Below are 20,550 nucleotides of genomic sequence, written 5' to 3'. Positions count from 1 at the left end.
CCACTCGTTGTCAGAGCTGTTGCCTAGGCTGGGGAGCATGCTCGATGAACCTCGTTCGGGACGGCTGGCGTCATGGGGAAATGCCCTCTTGGCCGGACTTGTCTCACCTGATGAAGCCGCGCACCGGATCGCGGACGATGACGCGGTGCACCGCGTGGAGGGCCTGCCCGGGGAGGCGTCGCCGGTCGGGCTGACGCTCGCGCTGGGGCGGCTGCGCACGCTGGGGGCGGTCGGCCTGCGGGTCGCGTTGCCAGTTGCGGGGCATCCGCTGGGGCTCAGCGGTCCGCCGGAATTCAACGCGCGGGCGCTGGAGGCCGAGGAGGCGGTGCTCGCGGTGGGAGCCGGCCTGGGCCTGGTGCCGGAGATATACGAGGCCGGCCCCGAGGGCGGCAGCGGCCCCGATGTGCATGTGGAGGTGGTCTGGAACTGCCTGCCGGTGCGAGAGGGGCCGCCGGCCGATGTGCCGTCGCTGGGCGAGGCCGAGCGGGAGCTGGCGGAGGCGCTGCGGGAGGCGACCGAGGCGCTCTCGACGCTGGATGTGGCCGGTTCGGGTCCCGTCGCGCAGGCGGCCCTGGAGGCGTACCGCGCGCGGGCGGAGGCCGGCCGGCAGGTGCTCGCGCCGGGGTACCCGCCCCGTGCGGTGCGGGTACTGGAGTTGGCCCAGCGGGTGGGCGCGCTGATCGACATCGCGCGGCAGGCCGGCGGCGACGGGGAGCACGGCGGAGCGGTGAGCGCATCGGAGATCGCGGCCCGGGCCGAGGCGCTGCGGCCGGTTGAGCGTACGGCCCGGCGGGCGCAGGTGGCGGCGTACAACGCCGCGGTGGAGGAGCGGGAGCGGCGAGGGTGAGGGAGGGCTGATCGAGGCCCGGGGAACAGAGCCCCGGTGGTCCGGAGGTTGTGCCCGGAGGGCGAGGCCCGGACTTCCGACAGGGACGCGGGGGGGGGACCGTCAACCCTGTCAAGGAATCGGCCGTCAAGGAATCGGCCGCCGGGGAATGGGCCGCCGGGGAATGGGCGTCAGCTGTTCGTTCCGTCAGGGATCGGCCCGGTGCGCCTGGCCGGGGTAGGTCCCGCCGTCAGCAGCGCCGGCTTGGCGCGATGGCTGCGGGCCGCAACAGGCCCGGCCCCGCAGGTGGTTGCCTGCGGGGCCGGGATGCCGTGCCGGGAGGGAGCGCCCGGATCAGGGGTTGAGGCAGGGGTTGCCGAAGACCGGGTTGAGGGCACCGATGACGGTGGCGGTGTTGCCACAGGCGTTCACGGGGACATTCACGGGCACCTGCACGAGGTTGCCGGAGCCGATGCCGGGAGACTTCACGGCCGTACCCTGGGCCAGCGGCGCGCTGTGGGCGGAGGCGATACCGGCACCCGCGACGGCGAGGCCGCCGGCCATCATCGTGAGAGCCGCTACCCGCTTGATGTTCTTCACTTCTCATGCTCCTCGTTGCCGTTGCCGTGACCAGCCGTCACGACTGCACTGGGAAACGGCCCGACCCCGAGGGCGGATACGCCGAATGGGCGACGTCTACACGACAGTATGAATCTCGCACCGGAAGACGACGCTCCGCTTTTTTCGCCCCGTCACCCCGGGAAACCGGAGCAGAATCGTTTCGAGGAGCAGGTCGGCCGTCCCCCCGTCCGGCGGCGGCGTGTTCAGGCTCCGATGCCGTGCCGCACCGCCCACAGCGCGGCCTGGGTGCGATCGGCGAGGTCGAGCTTCATGAGGATGTTGGAGACATGCGTCTTGACCGTCTTCTCGGAGAGCACCAGCGTCCGCGCGATCTCGCGGTTGGACCGCCCGTCCGCGATCAGGCCGAGCACCTCGCGCTCCCGCTCGGTCAGCGAAGTACCGCGTCCCTGCCCGGTGTTGCCCTCATCCTGGGAGAGCAGGGCGCCGGCGACCTCGGGCTGGAGCAGCACGTGCCCCGCGTGCACGGAGCGGATGGCGCCGGCCAGCGCGTCGGGGTCGACATCCTTGTAGAGATACCCGGCGGCGCCCGCGCGCAGGGCCGGGACGACGGTGCGCTGCTCGGTGAAGCTCGTCACGACCAACACCCGGGCGGGGTTGGTCAGTTCGCGCAGCTTGCGCAGGGCCTCGATGCCGTCCATGCCGGGCATCTTGACGTCCATCAGCACGACGTCGGGGCGCAGCTGTTCGGCGGCGGCGACGCCCTCCGCGCCGTCGGACGCCTCCCCCACCACCTCGATGTCGTCCTGGATCTCCAGGAAGGTCCGTAGCCCGCGGCGTACGACCTGGTGGTCGTCGACGAGCAGGACGCGAATGGCCCGGCCGTCACCCGGCGGCCGGTCCCGGCTCCCCCGGGTTCCGTCCGCGGGCGCTCCCATGGCGCCGCCCCCTCCGATATCAGCCACCGGGTACCTCCATCTCGACAGCGGTCCCCTTGCCGGGCACCGACTCCACGGTGAGCTTTCCACCGACTCCGCCGGCGCGGTCACGCATCGAGACCAGCCCGAGGTGGCGGCCGGCCCGGCGGACCCGGCCGGTGTCGAACCCGCAGCCGTCGTCCGCGACCCGCAGCAGCGCTCCCTGGCCGTGCCGGGCGAGGCTGACGTCGACGTGCTCCGCTCCGGAGTGCCGTAGGGCGTTGTGCAGCGCCTCCTGGGCGACGCGGAGCAGCGCCTCCTCCTGGGCGGCCGGCAGGGCGCGGACCCCGTGGGCCGTGAAGGTGACCCGCGCGGAGTGGGCGCGGTCCAGGACCTGGGCCTGGGAGCGCAGGGTCGCGACCAGGCCGTCCTCGTCCAGGGCCGCGGGCCGCAGCTCGATGACGGCGGCACGCAGTTCGTCGGCGGCCTCCGCGGCGAGCGCGGCGACCTGGTGCAGTTCGTCCTTGGCGCGGGCCGGGTCGCGGTCGACCAGCGCGGTGGCCGCCTGCGCGGTCAGCCGGAGGGAGAAGAGCTTCTGGGCGACCGCGTCGTGCAGCTCGTGGGCGAGCCGGGCGCGCTCCCCCGCGATGGTGAGTTCGCGGCTGCGCTCGTAGAGGCGGGCGTTGGTCAGCGCGATGGCGGCGTGCTGGGCGAGTATGCCGAGCAGTCGCTCGTCGTCCTCGGTGAAGCCGCAACGGGCCCCGCGGGCGGGCCGGGGTTCGGGGCAGCGCTTGTTGGCCAGGAAGAGGGCGCCGAGGATTTCGTCGCCGTCCGCGACCGGCAGGCCGAGGAAATCGGACATGTCCGGGTGGGCTGCGGGCCAGCCGCCGAAGCGGGGGTCCTGCCGCACGTCGGCGAGGCGCTCGGGGGTGGCGTTGTGCAGCATCGCGGCGAGGATGCCGTGCTGGCGGGGCAGCGGGCCGATGGCCTTCCACTGCTCGCTGCTCACGCCGTCCACCACGAACTGCGCGAAGCCGCCGTGGTCGTCGGGCACGCCCAGTGCGGCGTATTCGGCGTCCAGCAGTTCGCGGGCCGAGGCGACGATCGTCTTGAGGACGTCGCGCACCTCCAGGTGCCTGCTCATCGCCAGGATCGCGGTGCTCACCGCGGGGATGCCGGCTCCCGCTCCGTTGGTCATGGCTTCACCGTACCGGCGCGCTGACCGGCCCGTATCGGTCCTCCGGCGCCCCCGGCCTCCGCCTGCCGCCCTAGGCCCAATGCCCTGCGGCGGCCCGCCCGGCGGCCGACGCCTCCCCGGCCGCGGCGTTCCTACGGTGAGGGCGAGGGCGCGGGGCGCGGGCCCGGCCCGGAAAGGGGACGCGATCATGCCGGTGGCGATCATCACGGGGGCGTCGAAGGGGCTGGGCCGGGCGCTGGCCACGGCGCTGGCCGCGCGGGGCTGGGATCTGGTGGTGGACGCCAGGTCGGCGGGGCCGTTGGAAGAGGCGGCGCGGGGGCTGCGCGGGAGCGGGACGCGGGTTGTTGCGCTGCCCGGCGATGTGGCGGACAGCGGGCACCGGGCGGAGCTGGTGGCCGCGGCCTGCGAGCTGGGCGGGCTCGATCTGCTGGTGAACAACGCGAGCGTCCTGGGGGCGGCTCCGCTGGTGCGGCTGGCGGAGCATCCGCTGACGGGGTTGCGGGATGCCCTGGAGGTGAATGTCGTGGCGCCCCTGGGTCTGGTTCAAGAGGCGCTGCCGCTGCTGCGTAAGTCCCTGCACTTCTCCCTTCCCGCAGAGGGTGCAGCCAATAGGGATTCGTCCCCTTATACAGGGACAGAAGGAGACGCATATATAGGGACAGGCGGGGCGGTTCTTCACATAAGTTCGGATGCTGCCGTCGAGGCGTACGAGACGTGGGGTGGCTACGGCGCCTCGAAGGCGGCGCTCGATCAACTGTCGGCGGTGCTGGCGGAGGAGGAGCCGGAGCTGCGGGTGTGGTGGGTGGACCCGGGCGATATGCGCACCGATCTGTACGCGGCCGCCGTCCCCACCGACGACGACTCCGGGCGGCCGCTGCCGGACACCGTTGTTCCCGCGCTGCTGGGCCTCCTGGACGGCCGGGCGGCCTCGGGGCGGTACCGGGCGGTGGACCTTCCGGCCGGGCCGGTGGCCCCTGGGGACGCATCGTCGCCCACCCCGGAGGGCGCACGATGATCGCGGAGGCACTGCGTGTCCCGGAGGAGCTCTCCGCCCGGGTCCCGGCGGAGCAGCGGGGCCCGGGCCTCGACCGCGATGCCGTACGGCTGATGGTGAGCCGGGGCACGGAGGAGGTCGGACACCACGCCTTCGGTGAGCTGCCGGAACTGCTGGCGGCCGGAGACGTGCTGGTGGTGAACACCTCGCGGACGCTGTCGGCTGCGGTCGACGGCCGGATCGGGGACGGCCGGGGGCGCGGCGAGCCGGTGGTGGTGCACTTCTCGACGCGGGCGGATCGCAGGCACCCGGCGGGCCGCGCGGTGGCCGGCTGCTGGGCGGTGGAACTGCGCCGCCCGGACGGACTGGGCAGCACCCGGCCGCGGGCGGGCGGACCGGTCGGCAGAGTGGTGCGGCTGCCGGGCGGGGCGCGGCTGACCGTGGAGGCGCCGGTGGACCCCGGGGGCGCACGGCTGTGGTGGGCGCGAGTGTCGGGCGGCACGGTCCCGGAGCTGATGCGCCGGTACGGGCGGCCGATCCGGTACGGCTACACGGACCGGGATCAGCCACCGGCCGCCTATCAGACGGTGTTCGCGACGGACGCGGCCGACGGCGGCAGCGCCGAGATGCCGAGTGCGGCCCGGCCCTTCACGGCCTCGCTGGTGGCACGGCTCGTGAGCGCGGGCGTGCTGTTCGCGCCGATCTCCCTGCACACCGGGGTGGCGTCGGCGGAAGCGTTCGAGCCGCCGTATCCGGAGCGGTTCGCGGTGCCGCCCGCCACCGCCTGGCTGGTGAACGCGGTGCGCCCCGGGCGGGCTGGGCGCGGCGCCGGTACGGGCGGGCGGGTCGTGGCGGTGGGGACGACGGCGGTGCGGGCACTGGAGTCGGCCGCCGGGCCGGACGGGCGGGTGCGGGCGACGTCCGGCTGGACGGATCTCGTGGTGACGCCGGAGCGCGGGGTGCGGGTGGTGAACGGCCTGCTCACCGGGCTGCACGAGCCCACGGCCTCGCATCTGCTGATGCTTGAGGCGGTGGCGTCGGCGGTGGCGGACGGGGAGGCGCTGCGGCGCGCGTACGCAGCGGCGGTGGAGCGCCGCTACCTGTGGCACGAATTCGGGGACCTCCACCTGCTGCTGCCGTCCTGAGGCCCGCGCCGCCACCCGGGTCGTCGAGCGCATCGGTCGTCGGGCGCGCGCATCAGCAGCCGCGGACTTTCGTTCCGGCCGGGCTTCGACTACTACATGGGCGAGTACTACGCGGACGAGTCGACAGGTGTCGCGGTCCGCACGCTGCTGTCCGCGCCGCGCCTGTGCAGTCCGATAGCGCTGGTAGCCGCGCTGCGCCGGATGCACTTGCGCCGGGAGGCGCTCGGGTGGCCTGCCAACAAGGAGGCTTTCGCGGTGGTTTCAGCGAGTTGCCCTATATCGCACGCTAACTGCCCGATTTGGTCCGAAAGTCTCTTGACTTGGCCGGCATGGCAGCACCGTCCGCACAGGCCGTGCGTTCGCAATTACACCCGGCGAGGTAAACACCTCTTCAATGTGACGCCGCACATAGGACGCAAGTCACTTACGACCCGGGTTAGTGGCCTTATAAAGGTGCTGTGAGCTGGGAATCGACTACCTGCGACGCAATTCGAGACCCCCTGGTTCCACTAACCGGGATCGTACGTCACACCTTTGCCCGGTTAATTTCCGGCCGCTAAGAATGGCTCCCGTCGCTCGGCGCCGTAATCGAAATCGGCGTTCTTCGCTACCACGGCCCTCGCGACGGCCCCCCATTGGAAGAGGTCGACTCCGCCATGCCCAAGCACGCTGTTTCTGGATTTTCCCGCCTCAAGCGGACCCATAAGCTTTCCGTCGTAGGCATCGCAGCGGCCGCCGCCGCCGCCCTGGCCTTCTCCGTCGTCCCGGGCACCGACGCCCAGGAGGGCGAGCCCAAGGCCGCCGCGCAGAACGCGAAGCCTGTTGCCTTCAGCGCGGTCGACACCGCCGCCAAGACGCAGCAGACGACGATCACCAAGCAGGCCGACGACTCGGCCGCACAGGGCAAGGCCGAGGCCGCCGCCGCGAAGAAGAAGGCCGAGGCCGAGGCCAAGGCGAAGGCGGAGGCAGCCGCGAAGGCGAAGGCGGAGGCCAAGGCCAGGGCGGAGAAGGAGCGCAAGGAGCAGCAGGCCGCGAGCCGGTCCGCCGAGCGCGCCGCCGCTCCCGCCCCGAAGCCGGCCCCCAAGACGTACGCCGACAACCTGGACGGCTGGATCCGGGAGTCGCTGGACATCATGGCGAAGAAGGGCATCCCCGGCACGTACGAGGGCATCCACCGGAACATCATCCGGGAGTCGGGCGGTGACCCGAAGGCCATCAACAACTGGGACATCAACGCCCAGAACGGCGTCCCGTCCAAGGGCCTGCTCCAGGTGATCCAGCCGACCTTCGAGGCGTACCACGTCGACGGCACCTCGTGGGACCTCTACGACCCGGTCGCCAACATCACCGCCGCCTGCAACTACGCGGCCGACATGTACGGTTCGATGGACAACGTGAACTCGGCCTACTGAGAAGCCGGTTCACGCACCGACACCGCCGAGGGGCGGCACCCGATTCCGGGTGCCGCCCCTCGGGCGTGGGTGCGGGGCGCGCTACTTGCGCATGACCTCCGGCTCGTGGCGGCGCAGCAGCCGCGCGACGACGAAGGCGAGTGCGACGCCCAGGCCGATCAGGATGATCATGTCCATGACGTAGACGCCGGTCTGGTGCTTCCACAGCGGGTCGGGGTTGCCCGCTTCCCACGGCAGCAGCGTGTTCATGTCGGCGGTCGCGCCCATCGCCGCGACGGCCCAGCGCGAGGGCATCAGCCAGGAGAACTGCCCGACCCCCACGGTGTCGAAGAGCTGGAAGAGCACGCCCGTGAAGACGACCTGGACGATGGCGAACATGACCAGGAGCGGCATGGTCTTCTCGGCCGTCTTGACAAGCGCCGAGATGATCAGGCCGAACATCATCGAGGTGAAGCCGAGCGCAATGATCGCCAGCGCCATCTCGACGGCCGGCGCGTTCTCCAACAGCAGGCCCTCGGTGGGCAGCTTGCGGGGTGAGAAGCCGATCGCCGCGATGATCACGCCCTGGAAGGCCGTGACCACGCCGAGCACGATCACCTTGGACATCAAATACGCCGACCGCGACAGGCCGGTGGCCCGTTCGCGCTCGTAGATGACCCGCTCCTTGATCAACTCGCGGACGGAGTTGGCCGCGCCCGAGAAGCACATGCCGACCGCGAGGATCAGCATGATCGTGCTCGCGTCGCGGTTGGTCCTGCTCTTGTTGAGCGGCCCGTATCCGAGGCCGTAGTCGCTGGGGATCAGGATCGAGACCACGCCGAGCACCGCAGGCAGGATCACCATCAGGCCCAGGAAGCCGCGGTCGGAGGCGAGCACCGAGACGTAGCGCCGCATCAGCGTCCACAGCTGCGAGCCCCAGCTCTGGGACTTCTGCATCCGGGCCGGCGGCGGCTGGATCGTCACCGACTGCGGGGCGACGGCGTCGATGTCCGCGGCGTACATCTGGTAGTGCGGCGAGCCGCGCCAGCGGCCCATCCAGTCGTAGTCCCGGTAGTTCTCGAAGGCCGAGAAGACATCCGCCCAGGTGTCGTACTGGAAGAAGTTCAGCGCTTCCTCGGGCGGGCCGAAGTAGGCCACGCCACCGCCCGGAGCCATCACCAGCAGCTTGTCGCAGATGCCGAGTTCGGCCACCGAGTGGGTGACGACCAAAACCGTGCGGCCGTCGTCGGCGAGGCCGCGCAGCAGCTGCATGACATCGCGGTCCATGCCCGGGTCGAGGCCGGAGGTCGGCTCGTCCAGGAAGATCAGCGACGGCTTGGTCAGCAGCTCCAGGGCCACCGAGACGCGCTTGCGCTGGCCACCGGAGAGCGAGGTGACCTTCTTGTCCTTGTGGATGTCGAGCTTCAGCTCGCGCAGCACCTCGTCGATCCGCGCCTCACGCTCGGACTCCGCGGTGTCACCGGGGAACCGCAGCTTTGCGGCGTACTTGAGAGCCTTGGCGACGGTCAGTTCCTTGTGCAGGATGTCGTCCTGCGGGACCAGACCGATGCGCTGGCGCAGCTCGGCGAACTGCTTGTAGAGGTTGCGGTTGTCGTAGAGGACGTCGCCCTGGTTGGCGGGGCGGTAGCCGGTCAGCGCCTTGAGCAGCGTCGACTTGCCGGAACCCGACGGGCCGATGACCGCGATCAGCGACTTTTCCGGGACGCCGAAGGAGACGTCCTTGAGGATCTGCTTGCCACCGTCGACGGTGACGGTGAGGTGGCGGGCCGAGAAGGAGACCTCGCCGGTGTCGACGAACTCCTCCAGGCGGTCGCCGACCAGCCGGAAGGTGGAGTGACCGACGCCGATGATGTCGTTCGGGCCGATCAGCGCCGTGCCGGACTTGGCGACCGGCTGACCGTTGACGTAGGTGCCGTTGTGGCTGCCGAGGTCGCGGATCTCGAAGCGGCCGTCGGGCGTGGCCCGGAACTCCGCGTGGTTCCTGGAGACCTGGAGGTCGGAGACGACCAGCTCGTTCTCCAGCGCACGGCCGATGCGCATCACTCGGCCGGTGTCGAGGCGGTGGAAGGTGGTCGGGCTGCGGTCGCCGTGGGCCGGCGGGGCCTGGCCACCCACCTTCTGGGCAGGGCCCTGCGAGGGCGCGGCCGCCTGAGGGGGCTGCTGGGCCTGCTGTGGCGGGATGTACGGCGGCTGCTGCGCCTGCGGCGGAGCCTGCCAGTTCTGGTGGACCGGTGGCTGGTTCTGGACCGGCGGCTGGTGGTGCGGCGGCTGATGCGCGGGCGGCGCCTGCCAGCCCTGCGCGCCCTGCTGCTGCGGCGCCATCGCGGCCTGCGCGTTGTAGACGTCAGCTGCCGGGGCGGCCGAGAGGCTCACCCGGGGGCCGTCGGTGGCGTTGCCCAGGTGGACGACCGAGCCGGGGCCGATCTCCAGCTGGTGGATCCGCTGTCCCTGGCTGTACGTGCCGTTGGTGCTGCCGTGGTCTTCGATGATCCAGCCGCGGCCCGCCCACCGCACGGTGGCGTGCCGCCAGGAAACCCTGGCGTCGTCGAGCACCATGTCGCCCTGCGGATCGCGGCCCACGTTGTAGGACCGGGACGGATCGAGCGTCCAGGTCCTTCCGTTCAATTCGAGTACGAGTTCAGGCACTCCATGCCCCATTACATAGTCCCCCGAGTGACGCCCTGTATGGGAAGTCTAGGGATGGCGAACATCGTGAGGAACTATTTCAGGCTCGGCCCTTCAACCGGTAACCGGGAGAGGGCCGGGGCGCGGGGCCTTCTTGTCGGGGTGCGCCAAACTCCCCCGGAGAGCGGGAAGTAGGAGCGGATGCGGAGATTTCCGAGGAACGGGCTCATTACGGATGGCCGCACGCCTGACAGTGCGTCGGTGGTACCTCCCGCCGCGCCACCCGCACCCGCGCCGGTCGCGCCGCCGCCACCCGTCGGCTCCGCGTTGAGCTGGCTTTTCCTCCGAGGGACGGGAGACGTGACGGCGGACCTCCCTCCTCCGGGCGACGAGACCGCCGGCGTACGGTCCCCGGCGAGCCCGAAGGGGGCGGCACCGGCCACGCCCCCGGCAGGCCCGGGGCGGCCGCGAGGCCGCTGACCTCGCCTTACCGGGCGAAACGACCCAAAATACCCTTGACGCCACGGCCGCGCAGGCGGGACGGAGGGATGTTCGGGGTTCGGGAGCGCCGTCACCGCGGCGGGATCGACCTCTCCGCGCCCGCCGCCGGCCAGGCGAACTCCCGCACAGAACAAGGGTGTTGGCGACTCAGCTCACCCCTTTGGCCGGCCCGGCCGACGGCGTGGACACGACTCGATAACGATCAGCCGGGTCCGCCCGCACCCCGGAGCCCCGGCGCACCGCGGGCAGACGGCGGAACGCGCCGGTCCGAACCACGGACACCTGTACGGTCGGGCTCTCCGGCCGGATACCGTAAGGGCACCATGAGCGCATCGCAGATCCCGCCTGCCACCGCCGTACCGGGCGATGACCTACCGACTCTTCTCGTCAAGATCTTCGGGAAGGACCGGCCCGGCATCACCGCAGGTCTCTTCGACACCCTCGCCGCCTACGCCGTCGATGTCGTGGACATCGAACAGGTCGTGACCCGAGGGCGCATCGTGCTGTGCGCGCTGGTCACGGCGCCGGCCCCGGCCGCGGGCTCCTCCGGCTCGTTCGAGGGCGACCTCCGGGCCACCGTCCACAGCTGGGCGGAGTCACTGAACCTCCAGGCCGAGATCATCTCCGGCCGGGGCGACAACCGTCCACGCGGCACCGGCCGCTCCCATGTCACCGTGCTGGGCCACCCGCTGACCGCGGAGTCGACGGCCGCCATCGCCGCCGCCATAACGTCCACAGGCGGCAATATCGACCGTATTTTCCGTCTTGCGAAGTATCCGGTGACGGCCGTGGAGTTCGCGGTGTCGGGTGCGGCGACGGACGCGCTGCGCTCGGTGCTGGCGCCGGAGGCCGCGATGCTCGGAGTGGACATCGCTGTTGTCGCGGCCGGGCTCCAGCGCCGGGCCCAGCGGCTGGTGGTCATGGACGTCGACTCGACGCTCATCCAGGACGAGGTCATCGAGCTGTTCGCGGCGCACGCCGGCTGCGAGGCCGAGGTCGCCGAGGTGACCGCCGCCGCGATGCGCGGCGAGCTGGACTTCGAGCAGTCGCTGCACGCCCGCGTCGCGCTGCTCGGCGGGCTCGACGCCTCCGTCGTGGAGTCCGTACGCAAGGAGGTGCGGCTCACCCCCGGTGCCCGCACCCTCGTGCGGACCCTCAAGCGGCTCGGCTACCAAGTCGGTGTGGTCTCGGGCGGATTCACGCAGGTCACCGACGCGCTCCAGGAAGAGCTCGGGCTGGACTTCGCCTCCGCCAACACCCTGGAGATCGTCGACGGCAAGCTCACCGGCCGGGTGACCGGCGACATCGTCGACCGGGCGGGCAAGGCCCGTCTGCTGCGCAGCTTCGCCCAGCAGGCCGGGGTGCCGCTCGCGCAGACGGTCGCGATCGGCGACGGCGCCAACGACCTCGACATGCTCAACACCGCGGGTCTCGGCGTCGCCTTCAACGCCAAGCCGGTGGTCCGCGAGGCGGCGCACACGGCGGTGAACGTGCCGTTCCTGGACACGGTGCTCTATCTGCTGGGCATCACCCGCGAAGAGGTCGAGGCCGCGGACACGCACCTCGGCTGAGGCCGCACCGCTCGCCCGCTCGCCGGGCCGGCGGGACGGGCACTCCGGGGGCAACGGCAGACATACGACAAGGGCTCCGGCACACGCCGGAGCCCTTGTCGCATGTGGTGCGGCCGTCAGCGGGCCGGTCGGTGGACCGGTGCGTCAGTCGGCGGCGCTGGTCGGGGGTCTCACTCGTGCGGCGGCAGGTAGGCGACGAGGCGGCCGACGCCGTGCTCGACGGACTTCCACGAGCCGTTGAAGGCGATCACCGCCATCGTCGCGGTCGGGAAGCCACCGCGGTTCATGCGCGCCAGGAGGTCGTCGTCGGCGTCGCCGGCGAGCGCGTCCGCGAGGGCGTGCACCCCCGGGTTGTGGCCGACGACCAGCAGGTCGTGCACGTCGTCGGAGGTCTCGTTCAGCAGGGCGATGAGGTCGCCGAGGGAGGCTTCGTAGAGCCGCTCCTCATACACCGTCTTGGGGCGGTGCGCGAGCTCGGTCACGAAGAGCTTCCAGGTCTCACGGGTGCGGGTGGCCGTCGAGCACAACGTCAGGTCGGGGGTGATCCCGGCTCCGGCCAGCCTGCGACCGGCGGCCGGGGCGTCCTGGCGGCCGCGATCGGCGAGCGGACGCTCGTGGTCGGAACTGTCCGACCATTCGGCCTTGGCGTGTCGGAGGAGGACAATCCGGCGGGGTGTATCGGCGCTCATGAGTCCCAGCTTCGCACGAAAGGCGGCGCGGGGCGCGGGGTGTTGGAGGGCTGCCCCCGCCAGGGTGACAACCGCTCACCGGCGGTCATGAGGAACCGAGGCTGACGACCCTGGCAAGGAATTCCAGCAGCGGCGCCAGGCCGTCCCGGGCGCTCGCCGCGGTCGCCGGGGAGGAGCTCGCCATGAGCACCAGCAGGGCGGCGAACGAGGCGACCGGCAGGGCCAGCGCCCACCACGGCAGCGGTATCCGCAGGCCCCGGGTCCTGGGTGGGGACGGCCGGCGGAACACGGCGGACATGCCATCGCCTCCGTGGCGATCGAAGGGCTGCGCGGCCGCGGGCTGCGGGGCGCCCACCGCTGCGGTGCGGTGTGCTTCGAAGCTACGGATCTTGGGCGCCCGTTCCTACCCGGGAAGCCACCTACTTTCCCCTGAGCCCGACCCCCTAGGGGGTGGTGGGGTTTTCCCCACCCACGGGCCCGGGAGGGACGTCACAGAGCTCTGCCCACGGCCACGGCCCCCGTCCGCCACACGGCCCCGGTCGGGCTCAGGGTGCGGCGATACTCGCGATGATCGCGACGACGACGGTCACGCCGAGCATGGCGCCCAGCACGAGGAGCAGCTTCTTCTGGCCGCCCTGCGGATTCGGTTCGAGCACTGGCATGCGCCCAGTCTCCCACTCAGGTCTCGTCCTCGATGCGGCGGTCCCGGCCGGCCAGCACACCGACCACGATCTGCGGCACCATGAGCCCGGCCATCAGCGCGATCGGCAGGCCCCAGCCGCCGCTGTGCTGGTAGAGCGTGCCGACCAGCAGCGGCCCCGGGATGGAGATCAGGTAGCCGACGCACTGCGCGAAGGCCGACAGCTTCACCACGCCCGCGGAGCTGCTCGACCGCATCCCGATCATCGTCAGGGCGAGCGGGAAGGCGCAGTTCGATATGCCCATCAGCAGCGCCCAGGCCCAGGCGCCGGCGGCCGGGGCCAGCCACAGTCCGGCGTAGCCGGCCAGGCCGCAGACGCCGAGCACCACGGCGAGGGGGCCCTGGTGCCGCATCCGGGAGGCCAGCCGCGGCAGCACGAACGAGAGCGGCACGCCCATCACCATGGTGACGGCGAGCAGAACGCCCGCGGTGCCCGCAGAGACCCCGGCGTCGCGGAAGATCTGCGGCATCCAGCCCATCGTGATGTAGGCGGCGGTGGCCTGCAGGCCGAAGAAGACGGCCAGCGCCCAGGCGGTCGGCGACGAGGTGATCCGTACGGGGGGTGTGGCGGAGCCCGCCGTACTTCCCGTGTGCGCGTCGCCCGCGGTCCCGCGCCGGCGGACCACCGCGAGCCAGGGCACCACCGCGACGGCGGCGAGCGCCGCCCACACCGCCAGGCCGGTACGCCAACTGCCGCCCAGCGCGGCCGTCATGGGGACGGTGAGCGCCGCGGCGAGCGAGGTCCCCAGGGCCAGGGCCATGGAGTACAGGCCGGTCATCGAACCGACCCGGTCCGGGAACCAGGTCTTGATGACGACCGGCATGAGGACGTTGCTGACCGCGATTCCGGCCAGGGCGAGCGCGCTGGCGGCGAGGAAGCCGGCGGTGCCGCCGGCGAACGGCCGCACCGCGACCCCCACCGCGATCGCGGCCATGCCGACGCAGACGATGGTGCCTGCCCCCCAGCGCCGGGCCAGCCGGGGCGCGGTGAGGCCGAAGGCGGCGAAGCACAGGGCCGGCACGGAGGTCAGCAGCCCGGCGACCGTGCCGGACATGCCGAGACCGACGCGGACCTCCTCCAGGAGAGCGCCGAGGCTGGTGATGGCGGGCCGGAGATTGAGCGCCGCGAGGACCAGGCCGGCGATCAGGGTCCCCGGCAGCCAGCGGGCGGCCCGGGAGGTGGCGCGGGCGCCCTCCGGTCCGGCTTCTCGTACCGCCGGCTGCGGCTGCCCGGAGCCGTCCGGCGAGCGGGGTGCGGGGGTGGTCCTGGGCTCGGCCGCCGGGCCGAGGGTCGCGAGGTCTTCGTCTGCCATGTGCACCATCATAGAATCATGGGATGAATGTGTGTCCACTCGTTGTCGGTAGCCTCTGCTGTCCCGGGCGGCGCCAAGGGCGACCAAAAGCTCCGCCCGGCCCCCGCGCCGCCCTCCGCCCGTCACACCCCTCCGGAGCTCAGCCATGCCCCTGACCTCGCCCCGCCGGTCCGCGCTGGCCGACCAGGTGATCGCGCAGCTGCGCGGTCAGATCACCTCCGGGGAGTGGCCCGTGGGATCCCGCATCCCGACCGAGCCGGAACTCGTCGAGCAGCTCGGGGTGGCCCGCAACACCGTCCGCGAGGCCGTCCGGGCCCTGGCCCACAACGGGCTGGTCGACATCCGGCAGGGCTCGGGCACGTACGTCGTCGCGACCAGTGAGCTGGCCGGGGTGATGAACCGCAGGTTCGCCGACGCCGACCCGGTGCACGTCGCCGAGCTGCGCAGCGCCCTGGAGGCGGAAGCCGCCCGGCTCGCCGCCCGCCGGCGCTCCGCGCAGGACCTGCGGCAGATCGACACGCTGCTGGAGCGGCGCGAGGACGCCTGGGAGTCCGGTGCCGCCGAAGCCTTCGTGGAGGCGGACGCCACCTTGCACATGGCGATCGTGGCGGCTTCGCACAACGACGTACTGGCCGAGATCTACGCCGACCTCGGGGGCGTGCTGCGCGACTTCCTGCGCGCCGATGTCGGCACCGTACTGCGGCCCGAGGCGCACATGGATCACGCGCGCCTGGTGGAGGCGATCCGCGCGGGCGACGGCGACCTGGCCGCCGCGGAGGCGAGCGCGCACCCCTTCGGCTGCCGGCTCACCCCGCTGGATCGTGGCTGACCCAGATGTCCTCGATCTCCTGCCAGCAGCGGCCGGCGAGGGTGACGCGCTGAGCGGGGCCGACCGCTTCGGCCAGGGAGTCCACGTCGGGGTCGTACCACCGCTTGCACTCGATGTGCAGGCGTACGTGACTGATGTTGCCGTGGGGGTTGAAGCAGGTGGCGGTGCCGCTGCTGCGGACCACGGTGGTGCGGCACTGTGCGTGCGGCACCTCCTGCGGATCGTCGGACGCGACGGGCGGCACGGCCCGTGCGGCCGGTGCGGTGACCGCCGTGAGGGCGGCCAGGGCGATCGTCAGGGCTGCCGTACGGCGTCGTGATGCGGGCACGCCGGTACCTCCTCCCCACGATGCGCCGGGCGGGTCCCGGACACCTCACCCAGTGTGTGGGGAGCGCCGCCGCTTCTCGACTCGAAAACGCGTTCTGCCCGCCCCGGCGGACCGGGACGGGCAGTACGGATGCGCTTTCGGCGTCAGGCACCCATCATGTGCACGCCGCCGTCGACGTGGACGATCTCGCCGGTCGTCCGGGGGAAGAAGTCGGACAGCATGCCGACGACGCCGCGGCCGGCCGGCTCCGGGTCGGCGAGGTCCCAGCCGATGGGGGCGCGGTGGTTCCACACGTCCGCCAGCTCCTCGAAGCCGGGGATGGACTTGGCGGCCATCGACTTGATGGGGCCGGCCGAGACCAGGTTGCAGCGGATGCCCTTGGGGCCCAGGTCACGCGCGAGGTAGCGGTTGGTGCTCTCCAGCGCCGCCTTGGCCACGCCCATCCAGTCGTACTTCGGCCAGGCGATCTGCGCGTCGAAGGTGAGGCCGACGACCGCGCCGCCGTGCTCCATGAGCGGCAGGCAGGCCATGGTCAGCGACTTGTAGGAGTACGCCGAGACCTGCACCGCGGTGCCCACGTCCGACCACTCCGCCTCCAGGAAGTTGAAGGCGCCCTGCGGGCCGAAGGCGATGGAGTGGACGATGCCGTCGATCCGGGCGCCCTCGCCCTGGTGCTCGCGGACCTTGTCGGCGAGGGTGTCGAGGTGCTCCTGGTTGGTCACGTCCAGCTCGATCACCGGCGCGGGCTTCGGCAGCCGCTTGGCGATCCGCTCGACGAGAGAGAGCCGGCCGAAGCCGGTGAGGATGACCTCCGCGCCTTCGTTCTGGGCGACCTTGGCCGCCTGGAACGCGATCGACGACTCGGTCAGAACACCCGTGACCAGGATGCGCTTGCCTGCAAGGATTCCACTCATGCTGATCAGTGACCCATGCCCAATCCGCCGTCGACAGGAATGACGGCTCCGGTGATGTACGCGGCCTCGTCCGAGGCCAGGAAGCGGACCGAGGCGGCGATCTCCTCGGGCTGCGCATAGCGCGCGAGCGGGACCTGCTTCACGATGTTCTCCCGCTGCTCGTCGCTGAGCACACGGGTCATGTCGGTGTCGACGAAGCCGGGGGCGACGACGTTGACGGTGATGTTGCGGCTGCCCAGCTCCCGTGCCAGCGAGCGGGCGAAGCCCACCAGACCGGCCTTGGAGGCGGCGTAGTTCGACTGCCCCGGGCCACCCATCAGCCCGACCACGGACGAGATGAGCACCACCCGCCCCTTACGGGCCCGCAGCATCGCGCGGTTGGCCCGCTTGACCACCCGGAACGTGCCGGTGAGGTTGGTCTCCAGGACCGAGGTGAAGTCCTCCTCGGACATCCGCATCAGCAACTGGTCGCGGGTGACACCGGCGTTCGCCACCAGCACCTCGACCGCGCCCTGCTTCTCCTCGATCTCCTTGTATGCCTGCTCGACCTGCTCGTTGTCCGTGATGTCGCACTTCACGGCCAAAAAGCCCTCGGGGGGCTCGCCCGAGCGGTAGGTGATGGCGACCTTGTCGCCTGCCTCGGCGAAGGCTCGGGCAATGGCAAGGCCAATGCCGCGGTTGCCTCCGGTGACCAGAACCGAGCGGCTCAAGAGATCACCCTTTCTTGTTCCTGTCCGTCCTGAGTTCGGTACGAAACTATCGGTAGCGGGGCCCGGACGGGGAATCGAGCCCGGACAGGGGCGCGCCCCGCGCACTGTGGGGTCCCCACAGAACCGCGGTGCACGCCCCTTACGCGGCCCCCTCCCCGGCGGGCCGAAGCACCGCGGCGCGCCCGGCGCGGTCTGGGCCGGGCGCGCCGCGCAGGGCATGATGCATGCGCCGACTACGGGAGGATGCCGTGCCTGCTTCACCCCATGCCCCTGACGAGACCTTTCTGGCGCTGCCGCGGCACGCGCTGGCCGACGCCGCGCTGGCACGGGCCCGCGCGCTGGGCGCCGAGCACGCCGACTTCCGCCTGGAGCGGGTGCGCAGCGCGGCCTGGCGGCTGCGGGACGCCCGTACGGCCGGGACGTCGGACACCACCGACCTCGGGTACGCGGTGCGGGTGGTGCACGGCGGGGCCTGGGGGTTCGCGTCCGGTGTGGATCTGACGATGGACGCGGCGGCGCGGGTGGCGTCCCGCGCGGTGGCGATGGCCAAGCTGTCGGCCAAGGTCATCGACGCGGCCGGGTCCGACGAGCGGGTCGAGCTGGCGCCGGAGCCCGCGCATCCGGACCGTACGTGGGTGTCGGCGTACGAGATCAATCCGTTCGACGTGCCGGACGCCGACAAGACCGGGCTGCTGGCGGAGTGGAGCGGGCGGCTGCTGGCGGCGCCGGGGGTGGCGCACGCGGACGCGTCGCTGCTGACCGTTCAGGAGAACAAGTTCTACGCGGACACCACGGGCACCAGCACCACCCAGCAGCGGGTGCGGCTGCACTCCCAGCTGACGGCGGTCGCGGTGGACCCGGTCACCGGCGAGTTCGACTCGATGCGCACCATCGCGCCGCCGGTGGGCCGCGGCTGGGAGTACCTGACCGGCGGTCACTACGACTGGGACGGCGAGCTGGCGCGGATCCCCGGGTACCTCGCGGAGAAACTGCACGCGCCGAGCGTCGAGGCGGGCACCTACGACCTGGTGGTGGATCCCTCCAACCTGTGGCTGACGATCCACGAGTCGATCGGGCACGCGACCGAACTTGATCGCGCGCTGGGCTACGAGGCGGCGTACGCGGGCACCTCGTTCGCCACCTTCGACCAGCTCGGGAAGCTGGCGTACGGCTCCGAGATCATGAACGTCACCGGCGACCGGACCGCCGAGCACGGCCTCGCCACGGTCGGCTACGACGACGAGGGGGTGGCCGCGCAGTCCTGGGACCTGATCCGCGGCGGCACTCTCGTCGGCTATCAACTCGACCGCAGAATCGCGCGGTTGACGGGCCTGGGGCGCTCCAACGGCTGTGCCTTCGCGGACTCGCCCGGACATGTGCCGGTCCAGCGGATGGCGAACGTCTCGCTCCAGCCGGCGCCGGACGGGCCGTCCACCGAGGAGCTGATCTCGGGGGTGGAGCGCGGCATCTACGTCGTCGGCGACCGCTCCTGGTCGATCGACATGCAGCGGTACAACTTCCAGTTCACCGGCCAGCGGTTCTTCCGCATCGAGAACGGCCGACTGGCCGGGCAGCTGCGTGATGTCGCCTACCAGGCGACCACCACCGACTTCTGGGGCTCGATGAGCGCGGTCGGCGGACCGCAGACCTATGTCCTGGGCGGCGCCTTCAACTGCGGCAAGGCCCAGCCGGGGCAGATCGCCGCGGTCTCGCACGGCTGCCCCTCGGCCCTGTTCGAGGGCGTCAACATCCTGAACACCACGCAGGAGGCCGGCCGATGAGCCCTCGCACCAGCACCCCGCACGAGATCGTCGAGCGGACCCTTGAGCTGTCGCGGGCCGACGGCTGTGCGGTCCTCGCCGACGAGCACTCCAGCACCAATCTGCGCTGGGCGGGCAATGCGCTCACCACCAACGGCGTCACCCGCGGCCGGTCGCTGACCGTCGTGGCGACGGTGGACGGCAAGCAGGGCACCGCGTGCGGAGTGATCTCCCGGTCGGCGGTGACGGCGGCCGATCTGGAACCGCTGGTACGGGCCGCGGAGGCGGCCGCCCGCGAGGCGGGGCCGGCCGAGGACGCCCAGCCGCTGGTCGGCGGCCCGGCCGCGTCCGCCGACTTCACCGACGCGCCCGCCGAGACCTCCTCGGACGTCTTCGCGGAGTTCGCGCCGGCCCTCGGGGAGTCCTTCCGGCAGGCCCGGGACGGCGGCCGCGAGCTGTACGGCTTCGCCCACCACGAGGTCGTCTCGACCTACCTGGGCACCTCGACCGGGCTGCGGCTGCGGCACGACCAGCCCACCGGGACGCTGGAGCTGAACGCCAAGTCGGCGGGCACCACCGCGGCCGCCGCCCGCTCCGCCTGGACCGGCCGCGCGACCCGCGACTTCACCGATGTCGACCCGCGCGAGCTGGACGCGGAGCTGGCCCGGCGGCTGAGCTGGGCCGAGCGGCGGGTCGAGCTGCCGGCCGGGCGGTACGAGACGCTGCTGCCGCCGACCGCCGTCGCGGACCTGCTGATCTACCAGATGTGGTCGTCCGCCGCCCGGGACGCCGTCGAGGGCCGTACGGTCTTCTCGAAGGCGGGCAAGGACAACGACGACGCGTCCCGGCCCGGAGCGGGCACCCGGCTGGGCGAGCGGCTCTCGGAGCTGCCGCTGACGCTGCGCAGCGATCCGCGGGCACCCGGCCTGGAGTGCGCGCCGTTCGTGGTGGCGCACACCTCGGGCGACGACGCGTCGGTCTTCGACAACGGGCTGCCGCTGGCGCCCACCGAATGGCTGCGCGACGGAGTGCTCAACCGCTTGGTGACCACCCGGCACAGTGCCGCGCTGACCGGACTCCCGGTGGCCCCCGGTATCGACAACCTCCTGCTGGACGCGGGCGGTTCACGCTCCCTGGACGAGATGGTGGCGGCGAGCGGGCACGACGGGCCGGCCCTGCTGCTGACCTGCCTGTGGTACATCCGCGAGGTCGACCCGGCGACGCTGCTGCTGACCGGTCTGACCCGGGACGGCGTCTACCTGGTCGAGAACGGCGAGGTCGTCGGCGAGGTCAACAACTTCCGCTTCAACGAGTCGCCGGTGGACCTGCTCTCCCGCGCGGTGGAGGCCGGCCGCACGGAACGGACGCTGCCACGGGAGTGGAGCGACTACTTCACGCGGGCGGCGATGCCGGCACTGCGCATCCCGGACTTCAACATGAGTTCGGTCAGCCGCGGCGTGTGAGCGCCGCAGCCCGGCCGGTGCCCCTGGCCCGGCCGGGCGATCACCGGCCGGCGGGCGAATAGACTGTGCGCCTGTC

General features: G+C 71.9%; 19 protein-coding genes. 8 read left to right on the top strand and 11 right to left on the bottom strand.

Going from position 1 to position 20,550, the window contains the following annotated elements; genetic code table 11:
* Positions 1 to 37: 37 nt before the first annotated feature.
* The gene (locus ACH4FH_RS15900; protein WP_398556393.1) at positions 38 to 847 is read left to right on the top strand and encodes a hypothetical protein; all 810 of its coding nucleotides are present in this window, start codon (positions 38 to 40) and stop codon (positions 845 to 847) included.
* Positions 848 to 1,180: 333 nt separating this feature from the next.
* On the opposite strand, the gene ACH4FH_RS15895 is transcribed toward ACH4FH_RS15900, so the two are convergent.
* The 3 genes from ACH4FH_RS15895 to ACH4FH_RS15885 all read right to left on the bottom strand — a co-directional run bounded on the left by ACH4FH_RS15895 (position 1,181) and on the right by ACH4FH_RS15885 (position 3,520).
* The gene (locus ACH4FH_RS15895) at positions 1,181 to 1,426 is read right to left on the bottom strand and encodes a chaplin (protein ID WP_398556392.1); all 246 of its coding nucleotides are present in this window, start codon (positions 1,424 to 1,426) and stop codon (positions 1,181 to 1,183) included.
* 224 nt (positions 1,427 to 1,650) lie between these two features.
* Positions 1,651 to 2,343, bottom strand: coding sequence for a response regulator (locus ACH4FH_RS15890; RefSeq protein ID WP_398556423.1), 693 nt, complete (start codon positions 2,341 to 2,343; stop codon positions 1,651 to 1,653).
* A gap of 19 nt (positions 2,344 to 2,362) precedes the next feature.
* Positions 2,363 to 3,520, bottom strand: coding sequence for a GAF domain-containing protein (locus ACH4FH_RS15885; protein WP_398556391.1), 1,158 nt, complete (start codon positions 3,518 to 3,520; stop codon positions 2,363 to 2,365).
* A 187-nt stretch (positions 3,521 to 3,707) separates the two neighbouring features.
* On the opposite strand from ACH4FH_RS15885, the gene ACH4FH_RS15880 reads away from it, so the two are divergent.
* From ACH4FH_RS15880 to ACH4FH_RS15870, 3 genes are all read left to right on the top strand, one after another.
* Complete coding sequence (locus ACH4FH_RS15880; protein ID WP_398556390.1) at positions 3,708 to 4,535, top strand: SDR family NAD(P)-dependent oxidoreductase; 828 nt, start codon at positions 3,708 to 3,710, stop codon at positions 4,533 to 4,535.
* The gene (locus tag ACH4FH_RS15875; RefSeq protein WP_398556389.1) at positions 4,532 to 5,659 is read left to right on the top strand and encodes an S-adenosylmethionine:tRNA ribosyltransferase-isomerase; all 1,128 of its coding nucleotides are present in this window, start codon (positions 4,532 to 4,534) and stop codon (positions 5,657 to 5,659) included. The genes ACH4FH_RS15880 and ACH4FH_RS15875 overlap by 4 nt, the downstream gene beginning before the upstream one ends.
* Positions 5,660 to 6,315: 656 nt before the next feature.
* Complete coding sequence (locus ACH4FH_RS15870; RefSeq protein ID WP_398556388.1) at positions 6,316 to 7,071, top strand: transglycosylase SLT domain-containing protein; 756 nt, start codon at positions 6,316 to 6,318, stop codon at positions 7,069 to 7,071.
* A gap of 81 nt (positions 7,072 to 7,152) precedes the next feature.
* On the opposite strand, the gene ACH4FH_RS15865 is transcribed toward ACH4FH_RS15870, so the two are convergent.
* Entirely contained in the window at positions 7,153 to 9,729 is a 2,577-nt protein-coding gene (locus ACH4FH_RS15865; RefSeq protein ID WP_398556387.1) for an FHA domain-containing protein, read from the bottom strand.
* A gap of 791 nt (positions 9,730 to 10,520) precedes the next feature.
* Here ACH4FH_RS15865 and serB point away from each other — a divergent pair.
* Positions 10,521 to 11,768 carry a phosphoserine phosphatase SerB gene (gene serB, locus ACH4FH_RS15860; protein ID WP_398556386.1) on the top strand — a complete coding sequence of 416 codons (1,248 nt, stop codon included), beginning with the start codon at positions 10,521 to 10,523 and terminating at the stop codon, positions 11,766 to 11,768.
* 170 nt (positions 11,769 to 11,938) lie between these two features.
* Here serB and ACH4FH_RS15855 read toward each other — a convergent pair whose 3' ends face one another.
* The 4 genes from ACH4FH_RS15855 to ACH4FH_RS15840 all read right to left on the bottom strand — a co-directional run bounded on the left by ACH4FH_RS15855 (position 11,939) and on the right by ACH4FH_RS15840 (position 14,470).
* Entirely contained in the window at positions 11,939 to 12,457 is a 519-nt protein-coding gene (locus ACH4FH_RS15855; protein WP_398556385.1) for a SixA phosphatase family protein, read from the bottom strand.
* An 85-nt stretch (positions 12,458 to 12,542) separates the two neighbouring features.
* Positions 12,543 to 12,755, bottom strand: coding sequence for a hypothetical protein (locus tag ACH4FH_RS15850; RefSeq protein WP_398556384.1), 213 nt, complete (start codon positions 12,753 to 12,755; stop codon positions 12,543 to 12,545).
* 247 nt (positions 12,756 to 13,002) lie between these two features.
* A complete protein-coding gene (locus ACH4FH_RS15845) occupies positions 13,003 to 13,119 on the bottom strand; it encodes an SGM_5486 family transporter-associated protein (RefSeq protein WP_283113144.1) in 117 nt (38 codons plus the stop codon).
* A gap of 16 nt (positions 13,120 to 13,135) precedes the next feature.
* Complete coding sequence (locus ACH4FH_RS15840) at positions 13,136 to 14,470, bottom strand: CynX/NimT family MFS transporter (protein WP_398556383.1); 1,335 nt, start codon at positions 14,468 to 14,470, stop codon at positions 13,136 to 13,138.
* A gap of 145 nt (positions 14,471 to 14,615) precedes the next feature.
* Between ACH4FH_RS15840 and ACH4FH_RS15835 the strand changes: the two genes are divergently transcribed.
* A complete protein-coding gene (locus ACH4FH_RS15835; RefSeq protein WP_398556382.1) occupies positions 14,616 to 15,299 on the top strand; it encodes a FadR/GntR family transcriptional regulator in 684 nt (227 codons plus the stop codon).
* On the opposite strand, the gene ACH4FH_RS15830 is transcribed toward ACH4FH_RS15835, so the two are convergent.
* The 3 genes from ACH4FH_RS15830 to fabG form a co-directional block, all read right to left on the bottom strand.
* Complete coding sequence (locus tag ACH4FH_RS15830; RefSeq protein WP_398556381.1) at positions 15,277 to 15,627, bottom strand: hypothetical protein; 351 nt, start codon at positions 15,625 to 15,627, stop codon at positions 15,277 to 15,279. The two genes, ACH4FH_RS15835 and ACH4FH_RS15830, sit on opposite strands and share 23 nt — an antisense overlap.
* Positions 15,628 to 15,770: 143 nt before the next feature.
* Positions 15,771 to 16,541: an enoyl-ACP reductase FabI gene (gene fabI, locus ACH4FH_RS15825; protein ID WP_398556380.1), complete on the bottom strand. Its 771-nt coding sequence runs from the start codon at positions 16,539 to 16,541 to the stop codon at positions 15,771 to 15,773.
* 5 nt (positions 16,542 to 16,546) lie between these two features.
* Complete coding sequence (gene fabG, locus ACH4FH_RS15820) at positions 16,547 to 17,251, bottom strand: 3-oxoacyl-[acyl-carrier-protein] reductase (RefSeq protein WP_393895863.1); 705 nt, start codon at positions 17,249 to 17,251, stop codon at positions 16,547 to 16,549.
* 224 nt (positions 17,252 to 17,475) lie between these two features.
* On the opposite strand from fabG, the gene ACH4FH_RS15815 reads away from it, so the two are divergent.
* Together ACH4FH_RS15815 and ACH4FH_RS15810 are read left to right on the top strand one after the other, a co-directional pair.
* Positions 17,476 to 19,032, top strand: coding sequence for a TldD/PmbA family protein (locus tag ACH4FH_RS15815; RefSeq protein WP_398556379.1), 1,557 nt, complete (start codon positions 17,476 to 17,478; stop codon positions 19,030 to 19,032).
* A complete protein-coding gene (locus ACH4FH_RS15810; RefSeq protein ID WP_398556378.1) occupies positions 19,029 to 20,474 on the top strand; it encodes a metallopeptidase TldD-related protein in 1,446 nt (481 codons plus the stop codon). Before ACH4FH_RS15815 ends, ACH4FH_RS15810 begins: the two co-directional genes overlap by 4 nt.
* Positions 20,475 to 20,550: the final 76 nt, after the last annotated feature.

Origin of the sequence: Streptomyces sp. NPDC017993, from assembly GCF_044328065.1 — a bacterium.
In the GTDB taxonomy this organism is placed as follows: domain Bacteria; phylum Actinomycetota; class Actinomycetes; order Streptomycetales; family Streptomycetaceae; genus Streptomyces.
Note: the sequence above shows the minus strand (reverse complement) of the source record. Positions and strands in the feature narration are given on the sequence as shown.

Excerpts from the sequence above, each read along its gene's own strand:
- ACH4FH_RS15900 (WP_398556393.1), top strand. The coding sequence starts at position 38 with ATGCTCGATGAACCTCGTTCGGGACGGCTGGCGTCATGGGGAAATGCC.
- ACH4FH_RS15890 (WP_398556423.1), bottom strand. The coding sequence starts at position 2,343 with ATGGGAGCGCCCGCGGACGGAACCCGGGGGAGCCGGGACCGGCCGCCG.
- ACH4FH_RS15885 (WP_398556391.1), bottom strand. The coding sequence starts at position 3,520 with ATGACCAACGGAGCGGGAGCCGGCATCCCCGCGGTGAGCACCGCGATC.
- ACH4FH_RS15880 (WP_398556390.1), top strand. The coding sequence starts at position 3,708 with ATGCCGGTGGCGATCATCACGGGGGCGTCGAAGGGGCTGGGCCGGGCG.
- ACH4FH_RS15875 (WP_398556389.1), top strand. The coding sequence starts at position 4,532 with ATGATCGCGGAGGCACTGCGTGTCCCGGAGGAGCTCTCCGCCCGGGTC.
- ACH4FH_RS15870 (WP_398556388.1), top strand. The coding sequence starts at position 6,316 with ATGCCCAAGCACGCTGTTTCTGGATTTTCCCGCCTCAAGCGGACCCAT.
- ACH4FH_RS15865 (WP_398556387.1), bottom strand. The coding sequence starts at position 9,729 with ATGGGGCATGGAGTGCCTGAACTCGTACTCGAATTGAACGGAAGGACC.
- serB (WP_398556386.1), top strand. The coding sequence starts at position 10,521 with ATGAGCGCATCGCAGATCCCGCCTGCCACCGCCGTACCGGGCGATGAC.
- ACH4FH_RS15855 (WP_398556385.1), bottom strand. The coding sequence starts at position 12,457 with ATGAGCGCCGATACACCCCGCCGGATTGTCCTCCTCCGACACGCCAAG.
- ACH4FH_RS15850 (WP_398556384.1), bottom strand. The coding sequence starts at position 12,755 with ATGTCCGCCGTGTTCCGCCGGCCGTCCCCACCCAGGACCCGGGGCCTG.
- ACH4FH_RS15845 (WP_283113144.1), bottom strand. The coding sequence starts at position 13,119 with ATGCCAGTGCTCGAACCGAATCCGCAGGGCGGCCAGAAGAAGCTGCTC.
- ACH4FH_RS15840 (WP_398556383.1), bottom strand. The coding sequence starts at position 14,470 with ATGGCAGACGAAGACCTCGCGACCCTCGGCCCGGCGGCCGAGCCCAGG.
- ACH4FH_RS15835 (WP_398556382.1), top strand. The coding sequence starts at position 14,616 with ATGCCCCTGACCTCGCCCCGCCGGTCCGCGCTGGCCGACCAGGTGATC.
- fabI (WP_398556380.1), bottom strand. The coding sequence starts at position 16,541 with ATGAGTGGAATCCTTGCAGGCAAGCGCATCCTGGTCACGGGTGTTCTG.
- ACH4FH_RS15815 (WP_398556379.1), top strand. The coding sequence starts at position 17,476 with ATGCGCCGACTACGGGAGGATGCCGTGCCTGCTTCACCCCATGCCCCT.
- ACH4FH_RS15810 (WP_398556378.1), top strand. The coding sequence starts at position 19,029 with ATGAGCCCTCGCACCAGCACCCCGCACGAGATCGTCGAGCGGACCCTT.